19 protein-coding genes are annotated in these 25,871 nt (G+C 43.7%); 3 read left to right on the top strand and 16 right to left on the bottom strand.

Going from position 1 to position 25,871, the window contains the following annotated elements; all coding sequences use genetic code 11:
- Nucleotides 1-100: 100 nt before the first annotated feature.
- The 6 genes from LYNGBM3L_RS08375 to LYNGBM3L_RS08350 all read right to left on the bottom strand — a co-directional run bounded on the left by LYNGBM3L_RS08375 (nt 101) and on the right by LYNGBM3L_RS08350 (nt 7,292).
- On the bottom strand, nt 101-1,414 hold the full coding sequence (locus tag LYNGBM3L_RS08375; RefSeq protein ID WP_008181347.1) for an aminopeptidase P N-terminal domain-containing protein: 1,314 nt from the start codon (nt 1,412-1,414) through the stop codon (nt 101-103).
- 51 nt (nt 1,415-1,465) lie between these two features.
- Nucleotides 1,466-3,025 (bottom strand): hybrid sensor histidine kinase/response regulator, encoded by a 1,560-nt coding sequence (locus tag LYNGBM3L_RS08370; protein WP_008181346.1) that lies wholly within the window; start codon nt 3,023-3,025, stop codon nt 1,466-1,468.
- Between the two features lie 217 nt (nt 3,026-3,242).
- A complete protein-coding gene (locus tag LYNGBM3L_RS08365) occupies nt 3,243-5,171 on the bottom strand; it encodes a sensor histidine kinase (protein WP_008181345.1) in 1,929 nt (642 codons plus the stop codon).
- Nucleotides 5,172-5,957, bottom strand: a complete 786-nt coding sequence (locus LYNGBM3L_RS08360) for an MBL fold metallo-hydrolase (RefSeq protein WP_008181344.1) — start codon at nt 5,955-5,957, stop codon at nt 5,172-5,174.
- Nucleotides 5,958-5,981: 24 nt separating this feature from the next.
- On the bottom strand, nt 5,982-6,599 hold the full coding sequence (locus LYNGBM3L_RS08355; protein WP_008181343.1) for an anthranilate synthase component II: 618 nt from the start codon (nt 6,597-6,599) through the stop codon (nt 5,982-5,984).
- A gap of 48 nt (nt 6,600-6,647) precedes the next feature.
- Complete coding sequence (locus LYNGBM3L_RS08350; RefSeq protein ID WP_008181341.1) at nt 6,648-7,292, bottom strand: hypothetical protein; 645 nt, start codon at nt 7,290-7,292, stop codon at nt 6,648-6,650.
- Between the two features lie 554 nt (nt 7,293-7,846).
- Between LYNGBM3L_RS08350 and LYNGBM3L_RS08345 the strand changes: the two genes are divergently transcribed.
- A complete protein-coding gene (locus LYNGBM3L_RS08345) occupies nt 7,847-8,509 on the top strand; it encodes a hypothetical protein (RefSeq protein WP_008181339.1) in 663 nt (220 codons plus the stop codon).
- A 184-nt stretch (nt 8,510-8,693) separates the two neighbouring features.
- Here LYNGBM3L_RS08345 and LYNGBM3L_RS08340 read toward each other — a convergent pair whose 3' ends face one another.
- From LYNGBM3L_RS08340 to LYNGBM3L_RS08305, 9 genes are all read right to left on the bottom strand, one after another.
- A complete protein-coding gene (locus LYNGBM3L_RS08340) occupies nt 8,694-9,614 on the bottom strand; it encodes an N-acetylmuramoyl-L-alanine amidase (protein ID WP_008181337.1) in 921 nt (306 codons plus the stop codon).
- A gap of 798 nt (nt 9,615-10,412) precedes the next feature.
- Entirely contained in the window at nt 10,413-11,897 is a 1,485-nt protein-coding gene (locus LYNGBM3L_RS08335) for an aldehyde dehydrogenase family protein (protein WP_008181335.1), read from the bottom strand.
- A gap of 335 nt (nt 11,898-12,232) precedes the next feature.
- Complete coding sequence (locus LYNGBM3L_RS08330; RefSeq protein ID WP_008181334.1) at nt 12,233-13,012, bottom strand: class II aldolase/adducin family protein; 780 nt, start codon at nt 13,010-13,012, stop codon at nt 12,233-12,235.
- A gap of 238 nt (nt 13,013-13,250) precedes the next feature.
- A complete protein-coding gene (locus LYNGBM3L_RS40075; protein WP_131826966.1) occupies nt 13,251-13,472 on the bottom strand; it encodes a hypothetical protein in 222 nt (73 codons plus the stop codon).
- Nucleotides 13,473-13,878: 406 nt separating this feature from the next.
- Nucleotides 13,879-14,337 carry a BON domain-containing protein gene (locus LYNGBM3L_RS08325; RefSeq protein WP_008181329.1) on the bottom strand — a complete coding sequence of 153 codons (459 nt, stop codon included), beginning with the start codon at nt 14,335-14,337 and terminating at the stop codon, nt 13,879-13,881.
- Nucleotides 14,338-14,524: 187 nt separating this feature from the next.
- On the bottom strand, nt 14,525-15,244 hold the full coding sequence (locus LYNGBM3L_RS34745; protein WP_008181327.1) for a fasciclin domain-containing protein: 720 nt from the start codon (nt 15,242-15,244) through the stop codon (nt 14,525-14,527).
- A gap of 290 nt (nt 15,245-15,534) precedes the next feature.
- Complete coding sequence (locus LYNGBM3L_RS08315; RefSeq protein WP_131826965.1) at nt 15,535-15,867, bottom strand: hypothetical protein; 333 nt, start codon at nt 15,865-15,867, stop codon at nt 15,535-15,537.
- Nucleotides 15,868-16,034: 167 nt separating this feature from the next.
- Nucleotides 16,035-17,306, bottom strand: coding sequence for a sensor histidine kinase (locus LYNGBM3L_RS08310; RefSeq protein WP_008181323.1), 1,272 nt, complete (start codon nt 17,304-17,306; stop codon nt 16,035-16,037).
- A 588-nt stretch (nt 17,307-17,894) separates the two neighbouring features.
- Nucleotides 17,895-18,572: a response regulator transcription factor gene (locus tag LYNGBM3L_RS08305; protein WP_008181320.1), complete on the bottom strand. Its 678-nt coding sequence runs from the start codon at nt 18,570-18,572 to the stop codon at nt 17,895-17,897.
- Between the two features lie 453 nt (nt 18,573-19,025).
- Between LYNGBM3L_RS08305 and LYNGBM3L_RS08300 the strand changes: the two genes are divergently transcribed.
- Together LYNGBM3L_RS08300 and LYNGBM3L_RS08295 are read left to right on the top strand one after the other, a co-directional pair.
- Nucleotides 19,026-23,138: a cobaltochelatase subunit CobN gene (locus LYNGBM3L_RS08300; protein ID WP_008181318.1), complete on the top strand. Its 4,113-nt coding sequence runs from the start codon at nt 19,026-19,028 to the stop codon at nt 23,136-23,138.
- 1,063 nt (nt 23,139-24,201) lie between these two features.
- On the top strand, nt 24,202-24,678 hold the full coding sequence (locus tag LYNGBM3L_RS08295; protein ID WP_008181315.1) for a CYTH domain-containing protein: 477 nt from the start codon (nt 24,202-24,204) through the stop codon (nt 24,676-24,678).
- A gap of 61 nt (nt 24,679-24,739) precedes the next feature.
- On the opposite strand, the gene LYNGBM3L_RS08290 is transcribed toward LYNGBM3L_RS08295, so the two are convergent.
- Nucleotides 24,740-25,084: a DUF4351 domain-containing protein gene (locus LYNGBM3L_RS08290; protein ID WP_008181312.1), complete on the bottom strand. Its 345-nt coding sequence runs from the start codon at nt 25,082-25,084 to the stop codon at nt 24,740-24,742.
- Nucleotides 25,085-25,871 lie beyond the last annotated feature (787 nt).

Raw genomic sequence — 25,871 nt, 5'->3', positions numbered from 1 at the left:
GGAATCGGGAATCGGGAATCGGGAATCGGGAATCGGGAACAGGGAATCGGGAATCGGGAATCGGGAATCGGGAATCGGGAATGAAAAAGCTTGTAATCGCTTAAGTCTCTAGCTCCTCTACGGATTTGGGCACACCAGCAGTCAAGACTTCATTCCCTGACTCAGTCACTAACACATCATCCTCAATCCGAATCCCAATCCCGCGCCAGCGCTGATCAATAGCTGGCTGACCTTCCAAAGGCTCAGTATCAGGACCAATATAAAGTCCTGGTTCTACTGTTACTACATTACCGGGCTGAAAAATATGCCAGTTCTCCCCCTGTTTGTACCCTCCACTGTCATGGACATCCAATCCCAGCCAGTGACCGGTGCGGTGCATATATAGATGTTTATATTTCTTCTCTTTAATAATTTCCTCACTATCACCGGCCAGGAGTCCCAAATCGATTAACCCTTCCACCAGGATTTTCACAGCCGTGTCATGAAACTGATTAAAGGGATTCCCTGGTTTAACTTGTGCGATCGCATTCAACTGTGCCTTCAAGACCAGCTCATACAGAATTTTCTGCTCTGGGGTAAACTTACCACCCACTGGAAATGTCCGAGTAATATCAGCGTTATAATACCCATAAGAACAACCAGCATCAATCAGTAGTAAATCCCCGTCTTGCATCTGTCGATTGTTCTCGGTATAGTGTAGTATGCAGCTATTGGCCCCAGATGCTACTATGCTCGGGTAAGCCGGTCCGATGGCACCTCGTCGCCGAAAATCATGTTCTAGCTCTGCCTGCACTTCATATTCATAACGTCCAGGTTGAGTAAATGCTCTAGCATGGTTATGGGCGTCCACAGAGATTTCTATAGCTTGACGCATCAACTTCAATTCCGTAGTACTCTTAACCCGGCGCATCCCATAGAGAATTAAGTTAGTCGATTCGAGAGCCATCGGTCCGGTTCCGTTTTTGGGATAAAGTCCCATCAACCTTTGCCAGTGTTTCAGGATGGTATCATTGAAAGGTTTATCCCGTCCCAAGTGGTAATAAATTCGATCGGCCTTTTTTAAATACTGAGGTAACTTCTCATTCAACTCAGTAATCGGATAGGTCTCATCCGCTCCAAATTGTTCTTTTGCTGCTTCCACACCTTTCCGATAGCCTGTCCAGACTTCTTTCTCTGGTTCTTTCGGTTGCACAAACAGGACAAATCGGTGTTCTTCGTGATGGGGCGCTAGTACAATTACTGCTTCTGGTTCATTGAAACCGGTCAAGTAAAAAAAATCGCTATCCTGTCGGAAATTGTATTCCACAGTATTATGCATAATGGCAACCGGGGCGCTCCGAAAGATTGCGGTCCCGTTGCCAATCTTACTCATCAACTGTTCACGACGCTCTTTATATTCGGTTTGTGGAATCATCCTTAGTTATTGGTTAGTTGTTTGCTATATTTCTTTTTAGCCCAAGCCCACCTATATAGAACTGGTTAATGGCAATTTTACCGTATAGGTTGTACCAACTCCGACTTGACTAGTTAAGGTAATTTGACCATGATGCAAATCCACAAACTTGCGGATCATGCCTAGCCCCATTCCTGAAGAATACATAGAACCAATATTACTAGCTCGGAAGAACGCTTCAAATAATTGTCCCTGACCTTCGGGCACAATCCCACTGCCTTGGTCTTTTACCTGGAACACAATTTGGTTATCTTCACAAAAAATTTCCAAAGCAATCATACTACCCTTCAAGGAGTAATGAGTTGCTAAGGTCAGCAAATTGCTCAAAATTTGCCGTAGGATTTGTTGATCCAGCTCAACTAGGCCAGGGTAATCCTGAGCAAATAACTCAATAGTATAGCGCTTTCCCACAATGATTTGCTGCTCTTCGACTAAACTGCGGCAGAATTCAACCACATCTACGGGCACACAGTTGAGCTGGAGTTCACCGGATTCAGCCTTGCTTAAGGTCAGAACATCCTCCATAATTCGAGTCATTCGCATCACTGATGATTGAATCCGATACAAGTTTCTTTCTTTTTTGTGCGGTGACAACTTGGAACCGTATTTTTGCAGGACTTCAGCAGCAGTTAGGATAATCGATAGGGGAGTGCGAAACTCATGGGAAATCCTAGCGATTAGGTCAGATTTCAGTTCCCCTAGTTCTTGTACTGCAGACAATATTTGACCCACTTGAGCTTCAGCTTGTCGGCTAGCGGCAGCTTTGGCTGGCAATTTTGATCTTTCTACTGCCAATAATTCTGGTTGTTGCTGTTCCCTGATATTCCACAGCACAAGAACTACACCCTTGATGGTACCATCTTCTTCTGTAATCGGGGAAGCACTATCTCCCACGGAGATCTTGCTACCGTCTTTGGCAATCAAACCTATGCCCTGATCCACAAAAATGACCCTTTCTTCCTGAAGCACTTCCATGACTGGGTTCTGGAGTGGGGTATCAGTGAGTTCGTCTACAATTTGAATCACATCTGTAATGCTTTGCCCAGAAGCTTCTGCTACTGTCCAGCCAGTGAGGGTTGCAGCTGCTGGGTTCATGTAGGTGATTGCTCCTGTTTCATTGGTAGCGATCACAGCATCATTAGTGGAGCTGAGTATTGTGGCTAGCAGATCCTGCTGTTTGACTAACTCTTTTTCCAGCTGGTGCCTATAGAGGGCCGTTTCAATCGCTACCCGCAATTCCCGTTCGTTAAATGGTTTGATCAGATACCCGAACGGTGCTGTCCTCTTAGCTCGGGCTAGGGTACTCTCATCAGAGTGGGCTGTCAAATAGACTACTGGAATCTGGAATTGCTCTCGGATGCGCTGAGCAGCAGTTATGCCATCTATATCGTTTGGATCTAAGGTAATATCCATCAGGACTAAATCAGGCTGGTTATTGGCAGTGCTGCTGATAGCGCCCGTACCAGAGGTGACGCTATCGGTTACTGTGTATCCCAACTGTATGAGCTGTTCAGCAATAACTTCAGCTGTGATCGCTTCATCTTCAACCACTAAGATGTTTATTTGTGACATTTCCTAGTTATGGAATTGCTTTTTAAGTTACCTTGGGTTGTCCCTTGTCTTAACTTTGAAGCAAGCCAGTGTGTTCTCCCTACTTAATAATTTTTGCTTTGGTTCTGTGCTGCCAGTTAGTTAACTGCCTCACAACCTGATAGTTCTATATCACAATTCGAGGGTGGGTCTTGAAAAATTTCCTAATGCTTTAAGCTTGTTTAAACTTGTTTAAACTTTATGAAAATTTAATTTTAAACATAACACCATGACTTGTATCTAACTCAAGCTCACCTTTGAGTTGCTTAGTGGCTAGGGTATGGACTAAGCGTAGCCCTAGGGTCTTGGGGTTTGCTAAATCTATACCTTCTCGGATGCCAAGACCATTGTCACTGACCATCAGTTCAAAATAGTTATCCTCACGGCACTTAAAGTCAACAATAATTTCACCGCCATCTACTTCTGGAAAAGCGTGTTTGAGGGCATTGGAGACTAATTCATTAATAATTAAACCACAGGGAATGGCCCTGTCGATGTCCAGAAATTTCTTAACAAAATTAACCTTAATCCTAGGGGGATGATTACTACAGGTGTAAGATCTTAATAAGTCCTTAGTCAGAGATTGAATATAATCTTCGAAGTCAAGCTGGCTCAGGTTCTTAGAGCCATACAATTTCTCATGGATTAAGGCCATGACTTGGAGACGGTTGCGGCTTTCACAGATGATCTCCAGGATACTTTCATCATCTATATATCGAGATTGGAGGTAAAGGATTCCTGAGACAATTTGTAAATTGTTCTTGACCCGATGGTGAATCTCTTTAAGCAGTATGTCCTTGTTTTGGGCCTCTAGAGTTGCTGCTTCTGCTCTGATGCGATCGCTAATATCTCGACCTTCTAGGATTAACAACACTATATTTCCGTTCTCATCCCGCAACGGTTTCACGGAAAACTCCATCGTGAGCACTTGACCCTGTAACCCTAGCACCGACCCTTGATAACGGACAAACTCACCGGTGGCTGCTCTCGCGATCGCATTTTTTAAAGGATTTTCGATTTGAGTAGACTTTGTCCACCATTGGATTTGCCAGAAGGGCTTACCCACAATCTCTGACGGAGTTAATCCGCTAAAGTCAAGGGCGGTTTGGTTGGCTTCGAGCAAGGTACCATCTGGTTGCAGCAGCCAAGTAAATTGGCTGGTCTGGTCAAAGATGGCTTGGAATTTTCGCTGACTCTCTCCCAAAGCTTTCTCGACTTGCTTGGCTTTGGTAATGTCAGTGACAATACCATCAATGCGTATGGGGATACCATGGGCATCGGTGTGAATTTGGACGTGATCACGAATCCAGCGCACCTGCCCATCAGAGCGCACGATGCGATATTCTAAGTCAATACCGTCAATTGCCAGGAGTGATTGGGGTGACAACGGCAATGATTTATTGTTGATAAAATTTCGCTTCTGCTGAACTCGTTCTCGGTCTTCTGGGTGGATTCCCTCTAGCCAAATATTTGAGTTAGCTAAAAAATCGGATATGCTATAACCATAAAGATTGTCAACAGCGGAGTTGAGGTAAAGCAGTTTGGAAGTTTGGGGGCGCACGGACCAAACCACATCCTCTAGGGAACTCAAAATACTTTCGATACTTTCGAGTCGATTGTGGCTTAACTGTAATGCCAATTCGTTTTTTCCGAGTGCCTCTTGAGCCAGAATGCGTCCGCGAATCTCCTTGGCTAGTCTAGAATTAGCAGTTAAGAGTTCAGCAGTGCGTTGTTCAATCCGTCGTTCTAGCTCAAGGCTGGCTTGTCGCAACTTTTTGATCAGCTTCTGGTTCTGGTCTTTGATCCAGCCGAGCCGCACAGCCAGTAAGACCACCACTAGAATCCCCAAACTGACCTCTACTGAACCCCCGGTTAAACTCGGTGGACCAAAGTGAACAGCAGAGGCATAGATCAGGTAAATTGCCCATACTGTGGCACTGGTAACTCCAGCAAGTAATCCGTCGATACTGGCAGTTAGGGCAACAGCAAAGATAAGAAGTATAAACGGAGTTGGAACAATAAACCCAAACTGCCGTAGGGTTTCAATCCAGAAAATCATGGCTACAAGCGCCACTCCACCAGTCCAGAAAGGCGGTTGCAGTCTGGGTAAGGGGCTAGGCAAGGGCATTTAGAAGTTGTAGTTGTAACTCATTAGTTGAATCACTGACCCATCCTGGGATAAATCCCCTGAGCTAATCCTAATGGTATCGTTTTTGGCACGGCGTATGGGTGTGTCCTTCATCAATGTTAAGAACTCCTCCACTGGTAAAATATCACACTGTTCGGCATCAGCCGCCTTGGTTCGGAAATGAGTAGGAATCATTATCTTTGCCTTAAGGAAATCAAATGCCTGTTTAGCTTCTTGAGGGTTGTAGGCTTTCGGTCCCCCTCCCACTGGAATTAACGCTAAATCAGGACGCCCGATCAGAATTTTCTGCTCAATATCTAGAGGGGCTGCTGCTCCTCCCAGATGTAGAATATTGATACCGTTTTGAGTCCATTTCCAAGCAACATTATTACCAAAGCGACGTCCACCGACTCGGTCGTGAGGAATACTAATTCCCTCGAATTTTAGCCCATTTGCTTGAAAAATACCCGGTTCAAAGAGGAGCCGGGGACTGCCCGGTATGCCTTCCGCTGCTCCTTCATCTAGTAGTAGGCTACTGATTAGGACTAAATCTGCCTCTACTTTTGGTGAGTTGTATTTAGCGGTACACCCAATGGTTTGGAATGGGTTGACTAAAACTCGCACACCACCCCCAGTAAATAAAAAGCAGGTATGACCAAGCCACTTTACTGTCAATACATTGCGTGATGGCTGTGCTTGGTAAGAACTGAGTCCAGAAGCTAAGCCGGTTGAAAGAGTTGTGAGTACACCCGCACTGACATAGCGCATCAACTGTCGCCGTTTCATGGTTTGTTGGAAACAAGTTTATTTTCAGGGAGATATAGAGAGAGTAGCAGATGCTGGCAGCGATTCTAAGAAGTTTTTTAGAAGTTGCTTACCAGAAGAGGTCAAAATACTCTCTGGATGAAATTGGACGCCTTCGAGCTGGGGATAGTTCCGATGTCTAACTCCCATAATTGTGCCATCATCTACCCAAGCCGTAATTTCCAAGACATCAGGACAGCAGCTACGGTCAATCACTAAGCTATGGTATCGAGTCGCTATGAAAGGATTGGGTAATCCCCGAAAAACCCCAACCCCAGTGTGATGAATTTCTGAGGTTTTGCCATGCATCAATACTGGTGCCGAAACAATTTTCCCGCCAAATACCTGACCCAAGGCTTGATGACCCAAGCAAACCCCTAGAATGGGTAGAGTTGACCCCAAATTGCTGTAGATAGCACTTGATATCCCAGCATCTTCAGGGCGTCCTGGCCCTGGAGAAATCACGACCCCATCTGGGTTGAGGTCGCGGATTTTCTGTATATCAATTTTATCATTGCGATAGACCTGAATCTCTGATCCCACAGGTAATTGGGTACCCAATTCTCCTAGGTATTGGACTAAGTTGTAGGTAAAGCTGTCGTAGTTGTCAATGACAATAATCATTATCCGTTACTCCCGATTGACCATAGGTTGCAGGTTATAGATTATAGGTTACCGCTTATTTGAAGTCTGGTCTGGTTTTAAGCTCAGTATTCCAATCAAAATGGAGAATATTTCTTCTGTATCTCTAGGAATAGTCTGACTTTGAATAGTTTTGGCAATGTGCTTCCGTTTCCTATCAAGGGTTCCAAATTTCCAAATATCCCCCAGAGTCACAGCACCATAAATAATTTCAATAGATTCGCTATCTTCGTACTTATCTAAAGCAATTAGTTCGGCTGCTAACTGGTTGAAGCCACTATCAATATCTTTCTTTTTTGCTTCTATAATAATCAGATTTTGGCTAGTTTTTAATAAGTAGTCTAGCGCTCCCCCTAGCTGATCGTTAATGTCTAGGGGATACTCAACATTGACTTTAACTGGGAGCAGCTTTGCAATTTCTAGGATTAGTGGGGCAATCAGAAATTCCCGTTTAGCAATTTCCGAGGTAAGGCTGATTTTAGGAATAATGGTGTAGTAAGTATGGTTGAGCTGTTGAATGATATCTAGGTCATAGTTGCTAGACTTAGGCAGGTCAATTAATTCAATGCCAAAGGAGTAACCAAACTCACCAACAATTTCCTCAGTGGGATTGGTCATCGCAAAATAGTCACTAAATGTATACTTGCGGTTTTCTTTGAATATCGATTTTTTCATAAGTTAATTTGTAAGCTATTAGCTATCAGCTATCAGTTATCAGCTATCAGTTATCAGTTATAATTTACCAGTTATAACCAGTCAGCTATCAGCGGTCAGCCTATGGGCTACGCGCATAAGCTGACTGCTGACTGGTGAATGCTTACGGTTAAATTGTAGTCAAATCTTGATTTTCGGTAATTGGTAAGTATTTATACTTATTATTGACCGTTAAGAGCGATCGCACTTTATACTTCGTAAGTGCTATGACAGTCAGCGAATAATCGCCGTCTTAAGAGGTTGTCTGAGAAGTCTCATTTGCTACATCCAAGCCCCCGTTGGTCCCCCAATTTTGGGGGACTTTTAGAAGCAAATTGACTCTTGTTCCCCCCAAAGTTGGGGGGCTAGGGGGGCAAAATTCAGTATCAAAAAACTTTTCAGATATCCTCTAAGATATACTTTATAATTTTCTTTATCAACAGTCTCTTAGCTAAGCCGCACATCTGTTCCAATCTCAAAACGAAATAGTTTGGTCTCTAAAATATAATTAGACGCAATCAGGAGACTGATTAACTATGGCATTCAGTGACTTTAAAACTATAGCTGATGTACAGAAACACTATCAAATTAAATACGAAGAGGGAACTTTTATCGTTTCTCAAGACACTGACCCACCCGAAATTTTCTTGAAAGACCTAGAGTTTTATAAAGAAACAATAGATGTATTCAGCTCGGAAGCCTCCCGGAGTGAAATTATCATTTCACCATTGTTGCGAGAACTCTATAAAAAATACTATAAAATCTATTCTTTCTGGATTCAAAAAAGCATCTTCTATGACCAAGTTCTATCAGGGACTCCTGACTATATATTTTCGACAAAATCGGAATTAGGGAAAACGGTTTTAGAAAAGCCACTGCTTATTATTCTTGATGCAGTCGCTCATGGGGGAAACCCCCAAGACCGCGCTGCATCGCTTATCGAAGCAAAGAAAAATGATTTTCAACAAGGTTGGGGGCAATGCCTTGCCGAGTTGGTAGCTTCCCAAAAAATCAATCAAGATGTTCAACGTCCTGTTTATGGCATAGTTACTGATGGTAATTTATGGCAGTTTGGACGATTACAAAGGGACATTTTTACTCAAAATATCGAGAATTTTACGATTGATAAATTGTCCCGATTATATGGAGCATTAGACTATCTTATCCTATTAACGGAAAACTATACTAATAACGAGTAATATTGGTATTATCTTGAGGTAATATAATTATTATAATATAATTCCTATCCCCCATTAATCTCACACTTCCCGATCGGGTGAGACGGTGAGACGTGAGGCAACTGCTTGAGGTGCGCTTTCCGTAAGCGAATTAAATTCGCCACGGGTCGCACCTGTTCAATGCTAAACGTCCCTCAAAGCCTTGCTAGTCAATCAATTGACTCCAAGTTTGTGCTCCAACAATACCATCAGCCGTTAAACCTTGTTGTTTCTGAAATCTGATCACAGCACTTGCGGTGCCTGAACCAAAAATACCATCTGCCTGAGTTCCCACCCGACGTTGGAGATATTTTACTGTGGTACCTCCAGCATGATTAGGTCTAAGTATGGGTTGCTCAAGAATCTGATTAATAGTCTTCCATGTGGTCGAGTCACCAATTCCAGTTTGGTTAATTCCTACAATAGCTTGAAATGTTTTTATTGCTGCTATAGTCGCCTGATCAAGGGAGCCATTTTCTACTAATGGCTTACCAGCAGGACTTTTAATTTTTAAGCGATTGAGAGCTTTTTGTAATTCTAGAACATTATCTTCGGAGGAAGATTTAGTAGTTGGTGGCTCTTCTCCAGTTAATCCTTTAACAATTGCATTAGCCAATGCTTCTGGATCGTAGAGTGCCATATCTTTTTGGGAATCACAAAAGCAGCTTTCGATCAGAATTGCTGGCATATTGGTATATCGGAGGACATATAAATGAGAGCCATTTTTAACCTTTCTATTGAAGTAACCCAACTCGACTATTTTTTCTAAAACTGGCTGGGCAATTTTTTTGGCAGTATTACTAATCGCAAATACTTCTGTTCCATTAGCTTGGCCATTAAACCCATTAAAATGAATTGAAACAAACTGATCAACTCGATTAGCATTGGCAATATTGCACCGTTGCCGCAGCGAGCTGCCTAAAGTACTCGCACTTTTAGGCTTGCATTCAACTACCTGATGTCCCAAGTCTCTCAATTTTGAAATTACTCTCGTTCCGACGTCCCTAGTCATTTCATCTTCTACTCTGATACCTTGAGCTCCTGTATCAGCGGGCAAGTTGTGACCAATATCAATTCCGTATTTCATGATACTTTCTGAATTTCTCTAATTAGCCATTTTCTCTAATTCTGTTCTATGTTAGTGGATTTAAGCCAATAGTGCTTAACAAAATTTAATAAACTGCTCCTAAATCGAAAACTCAGACCCAACTCCTGGTTCTTTTTCTAAATTGATCTGGATCAAGAAACGTTAAAAAATAACGTAAGCATTCAGCTATTAGCTATCAGCTATCAGCTATCAGCTATCAGCTATCAGCTATCAGCTATCAGCTATCAGCTATCAGCTATCAGCTATCAGCTATCAGCTATCAGCTATCAGCTATCAGCTATCAGCTATCAGCTATCAGCTATCAGCTATCAGCTATCAGCTATCAGCTATCAGCTATCAGCTATCAGCTATCAGCTATCAGCTATCAGCTATCAGCTATCAGCTATCAGCTATCAGCTATCAGCTATCAGCTATCAGCTATCAGCTATCAGCTATCAGCTATCAGCTATCAGCTATCAGCTATCAGCGTCAAAGCCTGTGCCACGCTACTTGAGGTGCTTTTGAATAAAACAGGTAACCATTCGAATAATGCTGAGTTACGTCTGCTGACGGCTGACGGCTGACGGCTGACGGCACCTCAAGTAGCGCATATGCTTACCTGAACTTGAACTTGAAGCTTGAGCAAAGCATAAAGTAATGGGTAATAGGAAATTGGCTTACAATTCCCCATTACCCATTAGCTTGTCCTAAATTAACAACTAACTATCCTGTAGCCGTTTACTAACCTTCTTTTTGCCTTGTTGATAATAAAACCCAGGCTTTGAGATGGCTAAAATGCTACAATTTAACTGTGACTGTCTTGACCTCGGTGTATTGCTGCAAGCCATACTCCCCAAGTTCACGACCAATCCCAGACTGCTTGAAACCACCGAAGGGAGCAGCGGCATCAAACACATCGTAGCAATTCACCCAGACAGTACCAGCACGGACATTGTTTGCGATCGCATGAGCTTTAGTAATATCCTTCGTCCACACGGCTGCTGCTAAGCCATACATAGTATCATTTGCCCGCTTAATCACTTCATCGATATCCTTGAACTTAATAATGCTCATCACTGGTCCAAAGATTTCTTCTTGGGCAATCTTCATCTGATCTTGGACATCAACAAACACTGTCGGTTCGATGAAGTAACCGCGATCGCCAACTCGACCACCACCACACAACATCTGAGCTCCTTCCTGCTGACCAGACTCAATATAGCCCATCACCTTATTGAACTGTTCGAGATCTACCTGGGGACCCTGTTCTGTGTTAGCATCAAACGGGTCACCAACTGTGCGATTTTGCGCCCGTTTCACGCACTTGTCTACAAACTCGTCATAGCACTTCTCTTCCACAAACAGTCGCGAACCAGCACAACAGCACTGTCCTTGGTTAAAGAACAGGGCAAAGTGAGCGCCCTCAATGCTTTTATCCATGTCAGCGTCAGCAAAGACAATGTTAGGACTCTTACCACCAAGTTCTAGAGTGACCCGCTTGAGGTTACTCTTAGCTGCAGCTTCCATAATTAGATGCCCTACCTCAGTCGAGCCGGTAAAGGCAACTTTATCGATACCCATATGATGTGAAATCGCAGCCCCAGCAGTTGGTCCATAGCCTGAGAGAAGATTCACCACACCAGGAGGGAAACCTGCTTCGAGAATCAGTTCACCGATCCGCAAGGCTGATAAAGGAGTCTGTTCCGCCGTTTTCATCACCACGGTGTTACCAGCTGCCAGTGCTGGGCCTAACTTCCAAGCTTGCATCAACAGTGGAAAGTTCCAAGGAATAATCTGACCAACCACTCCTACAGGTTCATGGCGCGTGTAGCAAAAGTAAGGTCCGTTGATGGGAATTGTTTTGCCTTGAATCTTATCTGCCCAGCCAGCATAGTACCGATAGCAAGCAATGACTAGAGACACATCTGCATTAAAGGAATCACGATAGGGCTTTCCATTGTCTAGGGTTTCCAGCCGTGCTATTTCTTCCTTGTTTGCTTCGATTAAGTCAGCTAGCTTGTAGAGTAACTCCCCCCGCTGGGTGGCAGACATTTTCGGCCAGTCTCCACTGGTAAAGGCTGTCCTAGCCGCCACTACTGCTTTATCAACGTCTGGGGCATCAGCCTCAGCCACATCACAGATCACCTCTCCTGTTGCAGGGTTAATCGTCTCGAATCGTTTCCCAGAGGCGCTGTCTACCCATTCGTTATTAATCAGCAGCTGAGTTGGTCCGATTTTGACCGTTGGCTGTGGTGTTGTCTTTGGTGTAGGGGCAGTGACCATAATCGTCTCCTGTTGTTAAGTTGATTTTTTATGACATCCTCAATTCTAATGGTGGATTGTAAACTGAAAATTTAACTAAAAATATATATTTTATTAATATTTTATTTGAGATTTTTAACTAAATTTAAATTTTTGCTTAATTTTGTTAACACTTTAGCCAGAGTATCCCTAATTATCCCTATGGTCATATCTATAGGGGTTCTGATATTAATCAGGTTGTACACACGTATTTTTTACCTGTTCCCTGTTCCCTATTGTCTATTCCCTAAAATCCCAAGCTTGTGTACCTAAACTATTTGAATATTTGATAAATGCTATAAAATATTACTATCCAATCACCCATTACCAATATTTGGTTGAACTCCATAGGTTTTAAACTTTTCTATAACTATCTGCATTTCTTCCTCACTCAATAATTGAGGTTCTCCATAAATCTTGTTAACGCTGAGGATTTTGAGATAAATTTGAGCCAAGGTTTCTAGCTCTTGGGCGACTTTCAGAGCGTGCCTTAGATCTTTGCCACAGGCAATCATACCATGATTTTTTAACAAACAGGCAAGGGAATTTCCCAATGCTTTTAGGGCGTTGTTGCTAAGTTCTTGAGTGCCAAAGGTAGCATAATCAGCTACCTTTATACTGCTCCCACCTGTCCTAGCAACCATATAATGAAAGCTGGGTATAGGTATACCCATACAAGCCAATGCTGTAGCATGGATGCTATGAGTATGGACAATAGCATTCACATCGGGTCGATTCAACAGTATGTCATAGTGAAATCGCCATTCACTGCTGGGTAAATAACGATTATTCTCAGCAAAAACCGGTTCTTTGTCTTTGCCGAAGTAGATTTTGCAGATTTTATCAGGAGTTAGGTCTTCGTAGTCTAGTCCACTGGGGGTGATTGCTATTGCCTCACCGATACTGTCTCTAACCCTGACACTCACATTACCACTGGTACCTTGATTGATACCAAGACTGTTCATGCGAAGACAGGTATCAATGATCTGCTGGGCGGTTATGGTTTCAACAGGGATTGACTTGATGATCATACTAAGTTGCACCTGATCCGGGAATTTGGGGACTTTATCAGCAATCTTATCCCCCTTTAGCACCACACAAACATAGCAATCCTAATTCCTAGGTGAACAATACTCCCCTAGTTGATTCCCTAGTTCGTTAGTTTGAGTTGCGAACTGTCACTGTTGACGAATCATACAGAATTACTATAGACACCGATGCACCGATAATCCAAACCTATCTTAATGTTTATAAATCCGTATTGTTCCCCTTGCTGCAATCAGAATCAATTGCTATTCATAGCCATGGCAATTAATTTATTGACAATAGGGGATACTATTCTTCAGGTGCGACCCGAACGCGCCCCGCGTCGGCTTTGCCGAAAGGTGCGACCCTAGGGCGATTTACTCGCCCTAGGAGGCGCGTACAAAGAGCGAATTTAATTCTTATAGCACTACGCGCTACTGTTAGGACATTGTCTTGATGCAAAGCGCGAGTGGGGGAAACCCCCAAGACCGTAATGGTGCGTTTTCCGCATCTAATTATTAAATTCGCCACGGGTCGCACCTCTGCATCGCTCCTAAACTCCGAAACGTAAGTAATCGCTTACTTTTGACTTCTGACTTCTAACTTCTGACTTGCGCGTAGCGCTATAATTTGACTTCTGACTTCTAACTTCTGACTTGCGCGTAGCGCTATAATGGGTCAAGCGCACCTAACCATCTTCCCTCTCCTGCCCCTCTTTCTCCTCCTCCCCATCTTCCCCATCTTCCAGCTCTTCCGCTGTTTCACAACTCAAATCGGATTGCTACAGCATGAATTAAAGCCGAGGGACACTCAACAACAAAAGTCACCTATCACTATGGCAAAAGCAATAGGCGACTAACTCCTCTCTATGGATTAGATAATTACATCAATTAGGTAACATTGGCAACAACGGATTGGTACTTGACCAGATCAGCGATCAGCTGTTTGGCTCTTTGACAGTAGCTTGAACATCAACACTCTGAACACCTTCAACCTGGATTGCCAAAGGTGCAATCTGACTCAAGTCATCATCAGACGATACTTTTCCTGAGATAGTCACAATTCCCTCTGCGGCTTCAACTTCCAACTTGCTATTGGGGAGATTGGTTTCTAAATTATTAAGTACTAAACTGGCTAGTTGGTCATCTTCATCAAGGTTTTCTAAGTTACCCAAGGCTTGATTTGGCTCTTGAGTAGTTACAATATTCGACTCGATTTCCTCTTGGGTTCCTTTGACCATGGCATCGCCTTGGTTTCCCTCAGACCGTAAGGTTACTAGTTGTTCATCGTTTTGATCTATAGAGTAGGAGGCTTCATCACTTGTCTTAGCCTCATCGCAAGCAGCAGCACCAAACAGAATCACTCCACCTAGTAAAATTGGCATCAACTTATTCATCTTTGATTTCTCCTTGTTTTCTCCTTGTATTTACTCCAATCCAGTCCGGTTAATCACTTCATATTTAGGTAAATCGCGATATATTAAGTGTTAAGTATTAAGTCAAACTTTACACTATCAAATTATCGAATAAACCTAACTAATAAGTAGTCAAACGGACGGGATATAATTCCCACAAACACCAAACTTATTCAGCAGGTGCGCTTGACCTTGGCGAATTTAATTCGCCATCTGAATTTGGCATGACTCCTGTTGGTGCTGGTTCCGATTGAGCATGAGATCTTGAGGGCAAAATTACATGGTTAACAACATGAATAATGCCGTTACTGGCTTCAATATCTGCTTGAGTTACCTGAGCATTGTTGACAGTAACATTACCGTCTTCACCCACGTGTACTGCCACCGATTTTCCAGCCATAGTGATAATTTCTCCCGACTGGATTTGACTGCTAGGAACTGCACCACTTACAACATGATACTCTAGCAGCTTTACCAGTACCTCTTTGTTTTCTGGTTGTAGTAGACTGTCTAAGGTATTTGCTGGCAGTGCAGCAAAAGCGTCATCGGTGGGAGCAAAAACAGTGTAGGGTCCTTCACCAGCCAAGGTTTCCGTTAAGCCTGCTGCCTCAATTGCTTTAACAAGGGTTTGGAATTGATCATTGCTCGCAGCTTGCTCTACAAGGTTACTGGCTGTAGATTCAGCCTCAGTGGTAGCTGGCATTTCTACCTTTTCACCCTCTTGAAGGGGTTTGCTCAAGGAATCGGGGGCGCTTTCTACCATAGACTCAGTTGCACCATTGACAGCATCTTTAACTGAGTTTTCGGTTTTTTCTTGCGCTATTGCCGGGAAACTGATCAGAGCACTTAATCCCAGAATACCTGTTAGCAACTTAATGCGAGTTTTCATTTAGATCATCTCTCCTGAATGCTAGGTATGGTTAACGCTTTCCAACTAATTTATCGAGCTATAGTGACCGAGGTATAGATAAGCATTCAGCATTCAGCATTCAGCTATCAGCTTATGTGCTACATCACAGCGTCGAAGCCTGTGCCACCCACGCTACTTGAGGTGCTTTTGAATAAAACAAGTAAGCATTGGTTTAATTTCTGTTACGTCAGCTGACGGCTGTTTGCGTAGCGTGAGCTCAAAGCTCACGGCTGACGGCTGAATACTTAACATTCTCACTGATTGGAAAGCTAATTTAGATCAAGTCTAGAAGCCTGATGATTAATTAACCAAATTTTCCGACCATTCCCCATTCCCCATTCCCAAAAGGGGGAGTTTATCTGTTGCAGGTATTTAGAGAATTGGTATTGGTATTTGGTATTGGTATAAGAAGGATGATTTCCTCCTAGGCACAATCTGCCTATAGACGTTTTGGCAAGTTCTCCGAAAATTTTGAGGGTGCCAGAGTCTAAATTACCCTGAATTTCATCTTGTGCCTGTTGGGGGGTTAGACCTGCTAGAATCAAGCCTGTAAATACCCACCCTAACCCGGAACTATTGTTATTGTTTAGTATTTGCTGCATTTGATTCACCACAGTACCTCCCAACTAAATTGATGATTTCCTGGGCTTCATATTTTGAGATTATTACCCAAAAGTAAAAAATTCGGTAAGGATAGAAATTAGGGAGTAGGGATTAGGGAAATGGTATAATGATCAGACAATAAAATCCCAACCTAGAAGCTATTTTCCTAAACCAGCGGTAAACGTATCTCAAAGCAGCTACCAACCCCAACCTCAGACGTAAGGGTGATTTTTCCCCCATGATTGTGAGTGATTGCTTGAGCGATCGCAAGTCCCAAGCCCGTACCCCTCTCTCGGCGAGAACGAGCTTTATCCGCACGCCAGAAGCGATCAAACACAAAAGGCTGATGTTCAGGGGCAATACCAATGCCAGTGTCCTCAATCATGACCAGGGCACAGCGATTCTGTTTGGCAACAGTAAGAACCACTTTTCCTTTAGGGGGTGTGTATTGCAGGGCATTCTCTAGCAAGTTGGAAAATAAACGGGTCAGTTGCCCTTCATCCCCAATGACAGACACTGTTGTCAGGCAGTGATATTCCAAGGTAATCTGCTTATCTTGAGCAAATGATTCTAACAATTCCACCACATTCTGCAAAACTGTGTTGAGGGAAATTGGGACTGACTTTCGGGTCGGAATTGACAAAGCAGCATCAGTGCGAGCTAAAAATAGTAAGTCTTCTGCTAAGTTGCTCATCTGATCCGTCGCGCTAGCAATAGCCACTAACTTCTTAGCATCCTTGGGATGAATTCGCTCAGGATGATTTCGCATCACATCCACAGAGGCTTTAATTGCTGTCAGAGGACTGCGCAATTCATGGGAGGCATCAGCAGTAAACTGTTTAAGCTGCTTAAAACTTTGCTCAATCGGCTCAAGAGCTTTCTGGGTCAGCCAAAGTCCACCGATACCAACAAACCCTAGAGCGATCATTCCTCCCATTCCTAATCCCCAAAATAGTTGGCTTTGGACAATTTCTACATCCTCTGTGGATTGACTGGCTCGAATATAGCCCTCTAGGGATGGTTGGCTTGGTTTCGAGGTGTCCTTAAAAACAGAAATTGTAAACGTCCTAATTGGCTCTGATGTCTCGGGGAGTTGTAGAGTCCACGAACCCAGTTTTGGCGGGAAACTCAACACAATCGCACCTCGGCTTGCCAATAGTTTACCCTTATCATCAAACCATTCTAGGCTTTGTTGATCTCGGTTAAATATATCTCGCCAGGGGACTTCATCAACTTGTTCAATGTATTGACTCCCTTTCTCTTCTACTTCAGTAAATGAGGGGGCGGCGGATTGGGCTAAAGTCCGTAGTTTTTTGTCAAGTTGCTGGTACAGACTCTGTGTTAAAAAAACATACACACCCGCACCAAATACACTCAAAATTGCGGCCATTACCATCAGGTAATACAACAAAAGACGCCAGCGCAGACCTTTAAACATATGGTAATTAGTAATTAGTAATTAGTAATATAAAACGAATTTTAAGTGCGTTTTATCAAGGAAAAAAGCAAAAGGCAAAAGGCAAAAGGCAAGGGTGCATCTTAAACTTGTAAATCTATAACTAAAGGAAGTGTGGGGCGGGGGCGCGGGAAGTGTGGGGCGGTTGGGGAGAGGGGGAGATAGGAACCCACCCCTAACCCCTCCCAGGAGGGGAATATAGGGAGATGGGGGAGATTTTTATTAAGGGTAATGTCATAACATGATATTATACTTCTATTGTCCTGAGTGTTTTTGCATGCATTGAGATGCACCCAAAGGCAAAAGGGGAGTGTTATCTATCTTTTTTATTTGATTTTACGCTATATACAGTTTAAATGCACAACAGCTTAATCGGTAATTAGTAATTGGTAATTGGTAATTGGTAACTGACCCAACTATACTTGATATCATTCCTTAGTTCAGGAATACCGTCAACCTGCCAACCTGCCAACTTTAAACCTGCCAACCTGCCAACTTTAAACCTGCCAACCTGCCAACTTTAAACCTGCCAACCTGCCAACCTTAAACAGTAACAACTGAATAGTTAGATTAGGGTTTTTCTTTCAGACGATAACCCAAACCATAGACTGTCTCAATTAAATCAGAAGGAGCTCCTGCTGCCTCCAGTTTCTGTCGTAAACCTCGGATATGAGCTTTAACGGTTGCTTCTTCTGGTAGTCGTTCAAAGGACCAGAGGTTTTCCAGGATTTGAGCACGGCTAAACACACGGCGAGGATGGCGCAGGAAAAATTCCAGCAGAGCATACTCTTTTGGACTTAGGGACAAGAGGCGGTCTTCATAGAACACTTCACAGGTACTGGGGTCAAGGCGGAGAGAATCCCATTCCAGTACAGGTGGTAAGGTAGTATTTCCCCGGCGCAGTAAGGCCCGAATCCTAGCGGACAACTCCCCTAAATCAAAGGGTTTGACTAGATAATCATCTGCACCAGCATCCAGTCCGACAATTTTATCACTGATGGTATCCCGAGCCGTCAGCATTAGAATGGGAGTAAGGTCGCCTTGGGAGCGCAACTTTCGGCAAAGGGTAATACCATCCATCTTTGGTAGCATTACATCTAACAAAATTAAATCATAGCTGAAGCTCTCTACTAGTTCCTTACCTATTTGACCATCATGGGCAACATCCACGACATAATGCTGGTCGGTGAGGTCTTCAGCAAGGGCGTCGGTAATCCGCTGATCATCTTCTACTAGTAAAATCCTCATCTTCAGCACCTCTGAATGATTACCTGAGTTTTATCTTTGATTATGACCAATTTTTTTCACAACTGTATAAAAATCGGGGAGTTTTCCATGATACTGGCAAGATAATTGATATTCAGTCAGGTTAATCAGTTACCAAATCGTCCCGGTCTTTTTGGGAATGGGTTATGGGGAATCGGAAACTACAGCATTGTTAGTTTAAATGTAGAAATAAAACTAATAAAAATAGGAAACTTCGGCTCAGCTTGGCAGCGCTTTTTGATACTGTTGTCGTCAATTATTTTTCCCTTGTCCAAAATGCCCTTGTCCCAAGTTGCTGACAACTGCGCCGAAGTCTAACTAGCAATTATTCTCAATCATGGCATGACTTACCCAAGGGCACTGGGAGGGTTAGCCGATCAGTACGATTATGATCAAATATGATCGAAGTGTAAAGAATTATTTCGAGCGGGTTCCATGAAACGCATTGTACTGATAGCAGGATTTGAATCCTTCAACGCTGACTTGTACCGCAAAGCTGCTGAGTTGGCAACCATACGCTGTCCGGAACTGGATATTAGAGTATTTAGCGATCGCGAAATCACTGGCAACCCTGATACTGTAGACGCTGCCCTCAAAGATGCCCAAGTCTTCTTCGGTAGTCTACTATTCGATTATGACCAAGTGTTATGGTTACGCGATCGCATTCAACACATCCCGATCCGCTTGGTATTCGAGTCAGCTCTAGAACTGATCAGCCTGACTCAAATTGGTCAGTTCAAAATTGGGGATAAACCCAAGGGGATGCCCAAGCCAGTAAAATTTATCCTCGACAAATTCAGCAACGGTCGGGAAGAAGACCGCTTAGCCGGTTATATCAGCTTTTTGAAAATTGGTCCGAAGCTGCTGAAATATATTCCTGCTAGAAAAGTCCAAGACTTGCGCAATTGGCTAATTATCTACGGTTACTGGAATGCTGGTGGCTCAGACAATGTGGCATCTATGTTCTGGACCTTGGCAGAGAAATACTTAGAGCTGAAAGTGGGAGAAATTCCGCCGCCAGTGGAAACTCCAAACATGGGGCTACTCCATCCGGACTACGACGGGTATTTTGAATCCCCACGACAATACCTAGAATGGTACAAAAGCTTCAAAGTTAAACAATTAAACGTTATTGGGCAAAGCCCTACCAGCCCGCTAGCTTCTCAACACAACCTTGGCCAAAAGGCCACGCTACGCTCTCAACCCACTAACCTTCAACCCACCAACCTTCAACCCACTAACCTTCAACCCACCAACCTTCAACCCACCAACCTTCAACCCACCAACCTTCAACCCACCAACCTTCAACCCACCAACCTTCAACCCACTAACCTTCAACCTGCCAACCCTAGAGAAAACCCTGTTGTTGGTATTCTGCTTTATCGCAAACATGTAGTTACAAAACAACCTTATATTCCCCAGTTAATTCGCTACTTTGAGGAAGCTGGATTAACTCCTTTACCCATCTTTATCAATGGTGTAGAAGGTCATGTAGCCGTGCGGGATTGGATGACATCTGCTTATGAAACCCAACAGCGGCAACTGGATAACGTAGAAACTCCTTCCCTGTCTAAAGACGCTGTAGAAGTTGATGCCATTGTTTCTACCATCGGTTTCCCGTTGGTAGGGGGTCCAGCTGGTTCTATGGAGGCAGGAAGACAGGTGGCTGTAGCTAAACGTATTCTCACTGCTAAGAATGTCCCTTATTGTATTGCTGCACCCCTACTGATTCAAGATATTTACTCTTGGACAAGACAAGGGATTGGGGGATTGCAAAGTGTCGTCTTATATGCATTGCCGGAATTGGATGGAGCAATTGATACTGTACCCCTAGGTGGTTTAGTCGGAGAAAATATTTATCTGATTCCCGAACGAGTTAAGCGACTGACTGGACGGGTGAAGCGTTGGATTCAACTCAGACAAACCCCACCAGACCAAAGACGAATTGCGATTATTCTCTATGGTTTCCCTCCTGGGTATGGAGCAACAGGAACAGCAGCCTTATTGAATGTACCGCGATCGCTTCTTAAATTCCTCCACGCTCTCAAGGAACAAGGTTACACTGTTGGGGAATTACCAGAAGATGGGGAAGAACTAATCCGCTGGGTGAAAGCAGCAGACGAAGGCTTGAATGGTAAAAGTTCTAACCAGCAACCAGCAACCACCAACCACCAACCATCAACCACCAACCACCAACCATCAACCAGCAACCACCAACCATCAACCATCAACCAGCAACCTTCAACCTTCAACCTTCAACCTTCAACTAGTAACCTACCCTTCTCGAACGCCAAAGGCGAACAACCACCAACCACAGTTAACGTTAAAACCCTAGAAGAATGGCTAGGCTACTTGCTAACTACCCGTATTGAAAAACAATGGCAATCCTTGACTGGTACAGGAATCAAAACCAATGGGGATGAGTTCGAGATTGGTGGGATTGAGTTAGGCAATGTCTGGATTGGGGTACAACCACCCTTGGGTATTTCTGGAGACCCGATGCGGTTGATGTTTGAGCGAGACATGACCCCACATCCCCAGTACAGTGCCTTTTATAAGTGGTTACAGAATGATTTTGATGCCCATGCGGTGGTGCATTTTGGCATGCATGGCACCGTGGAATGGTTGCCTGGTTCGCCCTTGGGGAATACCGGGTATTCTTGGTCGGATATTTTGCTAGGAAATATTCCGAATCTGTATATCTATGCCGCCAATAATCCTTCAGAGTCAATGTTGGCCAAGCGTCGCGGTTATGGGGTGTTGATTTCCCATAATGTACCCCCTTATGGTCGGGCTGGTTTGTATAAGGAGTTGGTCGTGCTACGGGATTTAATCTCGGAGTATCGGGAGGATCCTGAAAAGAATTATGCCTTGAAAGAAGCAATTTGTAAAAAGATTGTCGATAGTGGCTTGGATACGGATTGTCCCTTTGAGGATGCTAAGGGCTTGGGAATTGCTTTCAGTCCAGAGAATGCCCAGATGTTTAGTGCTGATTCATTTAATCGCTATCTTGTCAAGTTGTACAACTACCTGCTAGTGGTCGAACAACGATTGTTTTCCTCTGGGCTGCACACTCTAGGTCAAGTGCCTGATTCGGAACAGTTAGAGTCTTACCTGCGGGCTTATTTTGGGGAAGATGTCTCGGAAGGAATAGTTAAGGCCATTGTCGATGGAGAATTTGAATCCCAAACACCAGAAGCACGTGAACAGGTCGAGGATCAGAAGGTTGAGGAGGCGTTACGGATTGGTGAGTTGTTGATGCAGACTGGAGAGGAGTTGACGAATTTGTTGCGGGGGTTGAATGGGGAGTATATTCCTCCAGCTCCTGGCGGGGATTTGTTGCGGGATGGTCCTGGGGTTTTGCCAACAGGACGGAATATTCACGCTTTGGATCCTTATCGGATGCCCTCTCCGGCAGCTTATGAACGAGGAAGGGAGGTGGCCAGGAAAATTATTACCCAGCACCTTGAGGAACATCAGGAGTATCCGGAAACTGTTGCGGTAATGCTATGGGGATTGGATGCGATCAAGACTCGTGGGGAATCCTTGGGGATTTTATTGGAGTTAGTAGGTGCAGTACCTGTTAAAGAGGGAACGGGACGGATTGTACGGTATGATTTGATGCCCTTGGCTGAGGTAGGTCATCCTAGAATTGATGTGTTGGCAAATCTCTCAGGGATTTTTCGGGATAGTTTTGTCAATATTGTTGAGCTGCTGGATGATTTGTTCCGTAGGGCGACTGAGGCAGATGAACCGGAAGAAGAGAATTTTATCCGCAAGCATGGGTTAGCTTTGCGATCGCAAGGGGTAGACAATGTTTCTGCTCGGTTGTTTTCTAATCCAGCCGGGGATTATGGTTCTCTGGTCAATGACCAAGTAGTCGATGGTAATTGGGAATCGGGGGATGAATTAGCCAATACATGGCAAAGCCGCAATGTATTTAGTTATGGAAGGCAAGATAAAGGTCAAGCCCGTCCTGAAGTCATGGAGCAGCTGCTAAAAAGTACCAGTCGTATAGTCCAGGAAATTGATTCAGTGGAATATGGGCTGACGGATATTCAAGAATACTATGCCAATACTGGAGGCTTGAAGCGAGCAGCCGAGAAGCAAGGGGGTAAAACCGTTAATGCCAGTTTTGTGGAAAGTTTCTCAAAGGATACTACACCCCGGAAGCTAGAGGATTTGTTGCGGTTGGAGTATCGGACAAAGTTACTCAATCCCAAGTGGGCTGAAGCGATGGCCCATCAGGGGTCTGGGGGAGCTTATGAGATTTCCCAACGGATGACAGCATTAATTGGTTGGGGGGGTACTGCTGATTTTCAAGATAACTGGGTGTATGACCAAGCAGCAGATACTTATGCCTTGGATGAAGAAATGGCCAAGAGGTTGCGACAGGCAAATCCTGAGGCATTTCGCAATATTGTTGGCCGGATGTTAGAGGCAAATGGGCGAGGATTCTGGGAACCGGATCAGGAAACCTTACAGAAGTTACGGGAGTTGTATGACCTCGCCGATGAGGAGATTGAAGGCGTGACGGCTGTAGGATAAGAGGGTGTGGGGTGAGCGAGTGTGGTAATCGGGTGAAAATCTGGCGTTGCTTATTCTGGGTATGGTTTTGCCCCCCTAACCCCCCAATTCTGGGGGGAATAAGACCTTCAAAGTCCCTTCCGGTGCGCGCCTCCTAGGGCGAGTAAATCGCCCTTGGGTCGCACCGCAAAGTTGGGGGATTTAGGGGGCTTTAACTTTCACCAGATGAACGCGAATTCATTCCTTAATTCAGCAACGCCGAAAATCTTGCTCGTAGTCATCCCGATTGCTAAACCTGAAAATCTTTCACTGACTGGTTCACCCTACACTCGTTTACCCTACATTAGTTTAGCCAATCGATAAGAGTGTGAGTATAGTTCTTTTATCCAGGGTAAGCGCAAGAATCAATAAGCTGTAGCTTATTGAGAAAAAAAGGGGCTCATTCTCAACTATTAAACTCTATTGAGAATCAAGTTCTACGAGATTATAGGGGTTTCGAGCCACGATCAACCGATATCCAGCCAATGCACATTATGGGCAATTTTTTCTTGCGCTTACCCTGTTCTTTTATCCTAACTATACTCGTTCACCAGATGTTATGGCCTTTGCCTGAATAGCCTTGTTCGCTAGACTCTTTGGTTTGCTTTTCTAACTCTTCAGCTAATTTGGCAAATTTTTTCATTTCATCAATTAATGCTGCTGCTCCACTATTTTGGGTTTTTGATTCTTGGTAAATCGACGTTTATCCTAATAATTTTATGTACATTAGTTATTTACCTGAGTCGCACGGATGAGTTTATATATGAGTAACTCTATAAAATTTGCTCTATTATTTTTATATTTCGTCGGACAATAAATGAATCCGGATTAAGTCTGGTGGTTGACTATGAAGGTATTGCTAACTAAATAGGCAAGATTGTCAAGTTTTTGATTACTATAGCAATAAGCATAATGGTTCGGACTTGCTCGGATTTTAAAATTGACAATCAACAATAGTTAATGAACAATGGTCAATTTTAAAGTAACCAATGACTAATAATACCTATACACACTATACACACTATACACACTATACTTTTTACCTATGGCAACGGAAATCGAACGCAAATTTCTAGTAAAAGGCGAAGAGTGGCGGAAACTAGGCACTGGTAGTGTTTATCGCCAAGGTTACATTCGTACAACCAACCGCACTACTGTCCGGGTGCGCCTGGTGGGAGATCAAGGATATCTTACTATCAAAAGTCCAAAGGTGGGTTTTTCTAGAAAAGAGTATGAGTATCCTATCCCAGGCTCGGATGCTCAAGAAATGCTCGATACTTTGTGCCAGGGTCCCCTAATTGAGAAAACTCGTTATAAAATTGAACACGCTGGCTTGATTTGGGAAGTGGATGAGTTTGCTGGGGATAATCAAGGATTAATTTTGGCAGAAGTTGAACTAACTGATGAAAATCAGCATATTGAACTACCAGAATGGATTGGAATTGAAGTATCTGATGATCCGAGATACTTCAACTCCAATTTAGTTCAGCATCCCTATAGTCAATGGTTACACAGAATCTAGGCTATAGGGTGTGGGGTGTGGGGTATGGAACAGAATTTGGATTTATATATCAGGAGTTGTTTTAATCAGCGGCTTCCGGTAGTGCTGGCAGATGCTCTACTAATTGCTCAAGAGATTCTACATCAATGGCCACATCCATTAACTGTTCTAACTTTTCGACACTCAACCCCTTAACACGAGCTTGAATCTCAGGGGATAGGTCTCCAAAGCGCCTGTGAAGCAATCGTAGTAGCAGTCGCTCAGCTCCTTCCTGACGACCTTCTTGACGACCTTCTAAAATACCTTCCTGACGACCTTGCTTAATTCCCAACCTTTCGATACTCGTGACATACTTCATGTTGACCTCCTGTTCGTACTGGTTAAGTTCTTCACTAAAGGCTTGTTCTAGTCCTTCAGGTAAGTGCATTACCAAAATTATTGGGTTTAAAGCCTCGTGGTTCTAGGACGGCTTTTCTTTTAGACTTCGTATTGAAAGTTTGCACGCTAGTGTGCTATTGTAAAAGTATAAGCAATAAACTTTTGTACCAGCTAGATACTATCTAAACATAAGTAGGCAACGTAAAAAATATGTAGAGCTTACATATTGCGTAATTGGGTCTAACGACTTAAATGTCTATGAAAAATTTAGATAAAAAAGTATCTAGTTAAATAGATAAAGAAAGCGATGCAGCGCGGTATTGGGGGTCTCCACCATGAGCGACTGCATCAAGACAAGGTACGGTGGGGCACACCGAAACCTAGGTCATAGACCAAATACGCTTGTGGAGAGGAGACCTCTATTTATCCTGGCTCCGGCCTGGTTAAACAAGTCACCCCGTGGAAGCAAGAATCCCCGTCCTTCCAGGGCGGGGAGTGTCAACCAGTCGATGAAGTGATATAAGTTTAGGATGTCTTGTCCGCTGCTGGGTTAATCATCATTAATTTTCTCTAGTTCGGCTGATTAATCTAATTAATCACCAAACCCTGTTTCCCTGCTCTGAAAATATCTCTTTCGTAGGTAAAAATGGGGGCGGTGGGACTTGAACCCACACGACCGTTTAAGGTCAACGGATTTTCATTCTCCCGTAGCTTTCGCTACTGCCATAGCTGGCTCTTGAGAATTGGACTCTCCCTTTACCCTCGGCTTAACGTTAGGGTAGCTCCCGTCGAGTCTCTGCACCTTCCGAGAGGTTTTCCCGGCTTGGCTCAGGATT

The organism is Moorena producens 3L, from assembly GCF_000211815.1.
Lineage (GTDB): Bacteria > Cyanobacteriota > Cyanobacteriia > Cyanobacteriales > Coleofasciculaceae > Moorena > Moorena producens.
Note: the sequence above shows the minus strand (reverse complement) of the source record. Positions and strands in the feature narration are given on the sequence as shown.

Excerpts from the sequence above, each read along its gene's own strand:
- LYNGBM3L_RS08375 (WP_008181347.1), bottom strand. The coding sequence starts at position 1,414 with ATGATTCCACAAACCGAATATAAAGAGCGTCGTGAACAGTTGATGAGT.
- LYNGBM3L_RS08370 (WP_008181346.1), bottom strand. The coding sequence starts at position 3,025 with ATGTCACAAATAAACATCTTAGTGGTTGAAGATGAAGCGATCACAGCT.
- LYNGBM3L_RS08365 (WP_008181345.1), bottom strand. The coding sequence starts at position 5,171 with ATGCCCTTGCCTAGCCCCTTACCCAGACTGCAACCGCCTTTCTGGACT.
- LYNGBM3L_RS08360 (WP_008181344.1), bottom strand. The coding sequence starts at position 5,957 with ATGAAACGGCGACAGTTGATGCGCTATGTCAGTGCGGGTGTACTCACA.
- LYNGBM3L_RS08355 (WP_008181343.1), bottom strand. The coding sequence starts at position 6,599 with ATGATTATTGTCATTGACAACTACGACAGCTTTACCTACAACTTAGTC.
- LYNGBM3L_RS08350 (WP_008181341.1), bottom strand. The coding sequence starts at position 7,292 with ATGAAAAAATCGATATTCAAAGAAAACCGCAAGTATACATTTAGTGAC.
- LYNGBM3L_RS08345 (WP_008181339.1), top strand. The coding sequence starts at position 7,847 with ATGGCATTCAGTGACTTTAAAACTATAGCTGATGTACAGAAACACTAT.
- LYNGBM3L_RS08340 (WP_008181337.1), bottom strand. The coding sequence starts at position 9,614 with ATGAAATACGGAATTGATATTGGTCACAACTTGCCCGCTGATACAGGA.
- LYNGBM3L_RS08335 (WP_008181335.1), bottom strand. The coding sequence starts at position 11,897 with ATGGTCACTGCCCCTACACCAAAGACAACACCACAGCCAACGGTCAAA.
- LYNGBM3L_RS08325 (WP_008181329.1), bottom strand. The coding sequence starts at position 14,337 with ATGAATAAGTTGATGCCAATTTTACTAGGTGGAGTGATTCTGTTTGGT.
- LYNGBM3L_RS34745 (WP_008181327.1), bottom strand. The coding sequence starts at position 15,244 with ATGAAAACTCGCATTAAGTTGCTAACAGGTATTCTGGGATTAAGTGCT.
- LYNGBM3L_RS08315 (WP_131826965.1), bottom strand. The coding sequence starts at position 15,867 with ATGCAGCAAATACTAAACAATAACAATAGTTCCGGGTTAGGGTGGGTA.
- LYNGBM3L_RS08310 (WP_008181323.1), bottom strand. The coding sequence starts at position 17,306 with ATGTTTAAAGGTCTGCGCTGGCGTCTTTTGTTGTATTACCTGATGGTA.
- LYNGBM3L_RS08305 (WP_008181320.1), bottom strand. The coding sequence starts at position 18,572 with ATGAGGATTTTACTAGTAGAAGATGATCAGCGGATTACCGACGCCCTT.
- LYNGBM3L_RS08300 (WP_008181318.1), top strand. The coding sequence starts at position 19,026 with ATGAAACGCATTGTACTGATAGCAGGATTTGAATCCTTCAACGCTGAC.
- LYNGBM3L_RS08295 (WP_008181315.1), top strand. The coding sequence starts at position 24,202 with ATGGCAACGGAAATCGAACGCAAATTTCTAGTAAAAGGCGAAGAGTGG.
- LYNGBM3L_RS08290 (WP_008181312.1), bottom strand. The coding sequence starts at position 25,084 with ATGCACTTACCTGAAGGACTAGAACAAGCCTTTAGTGAAGAACTTAAC.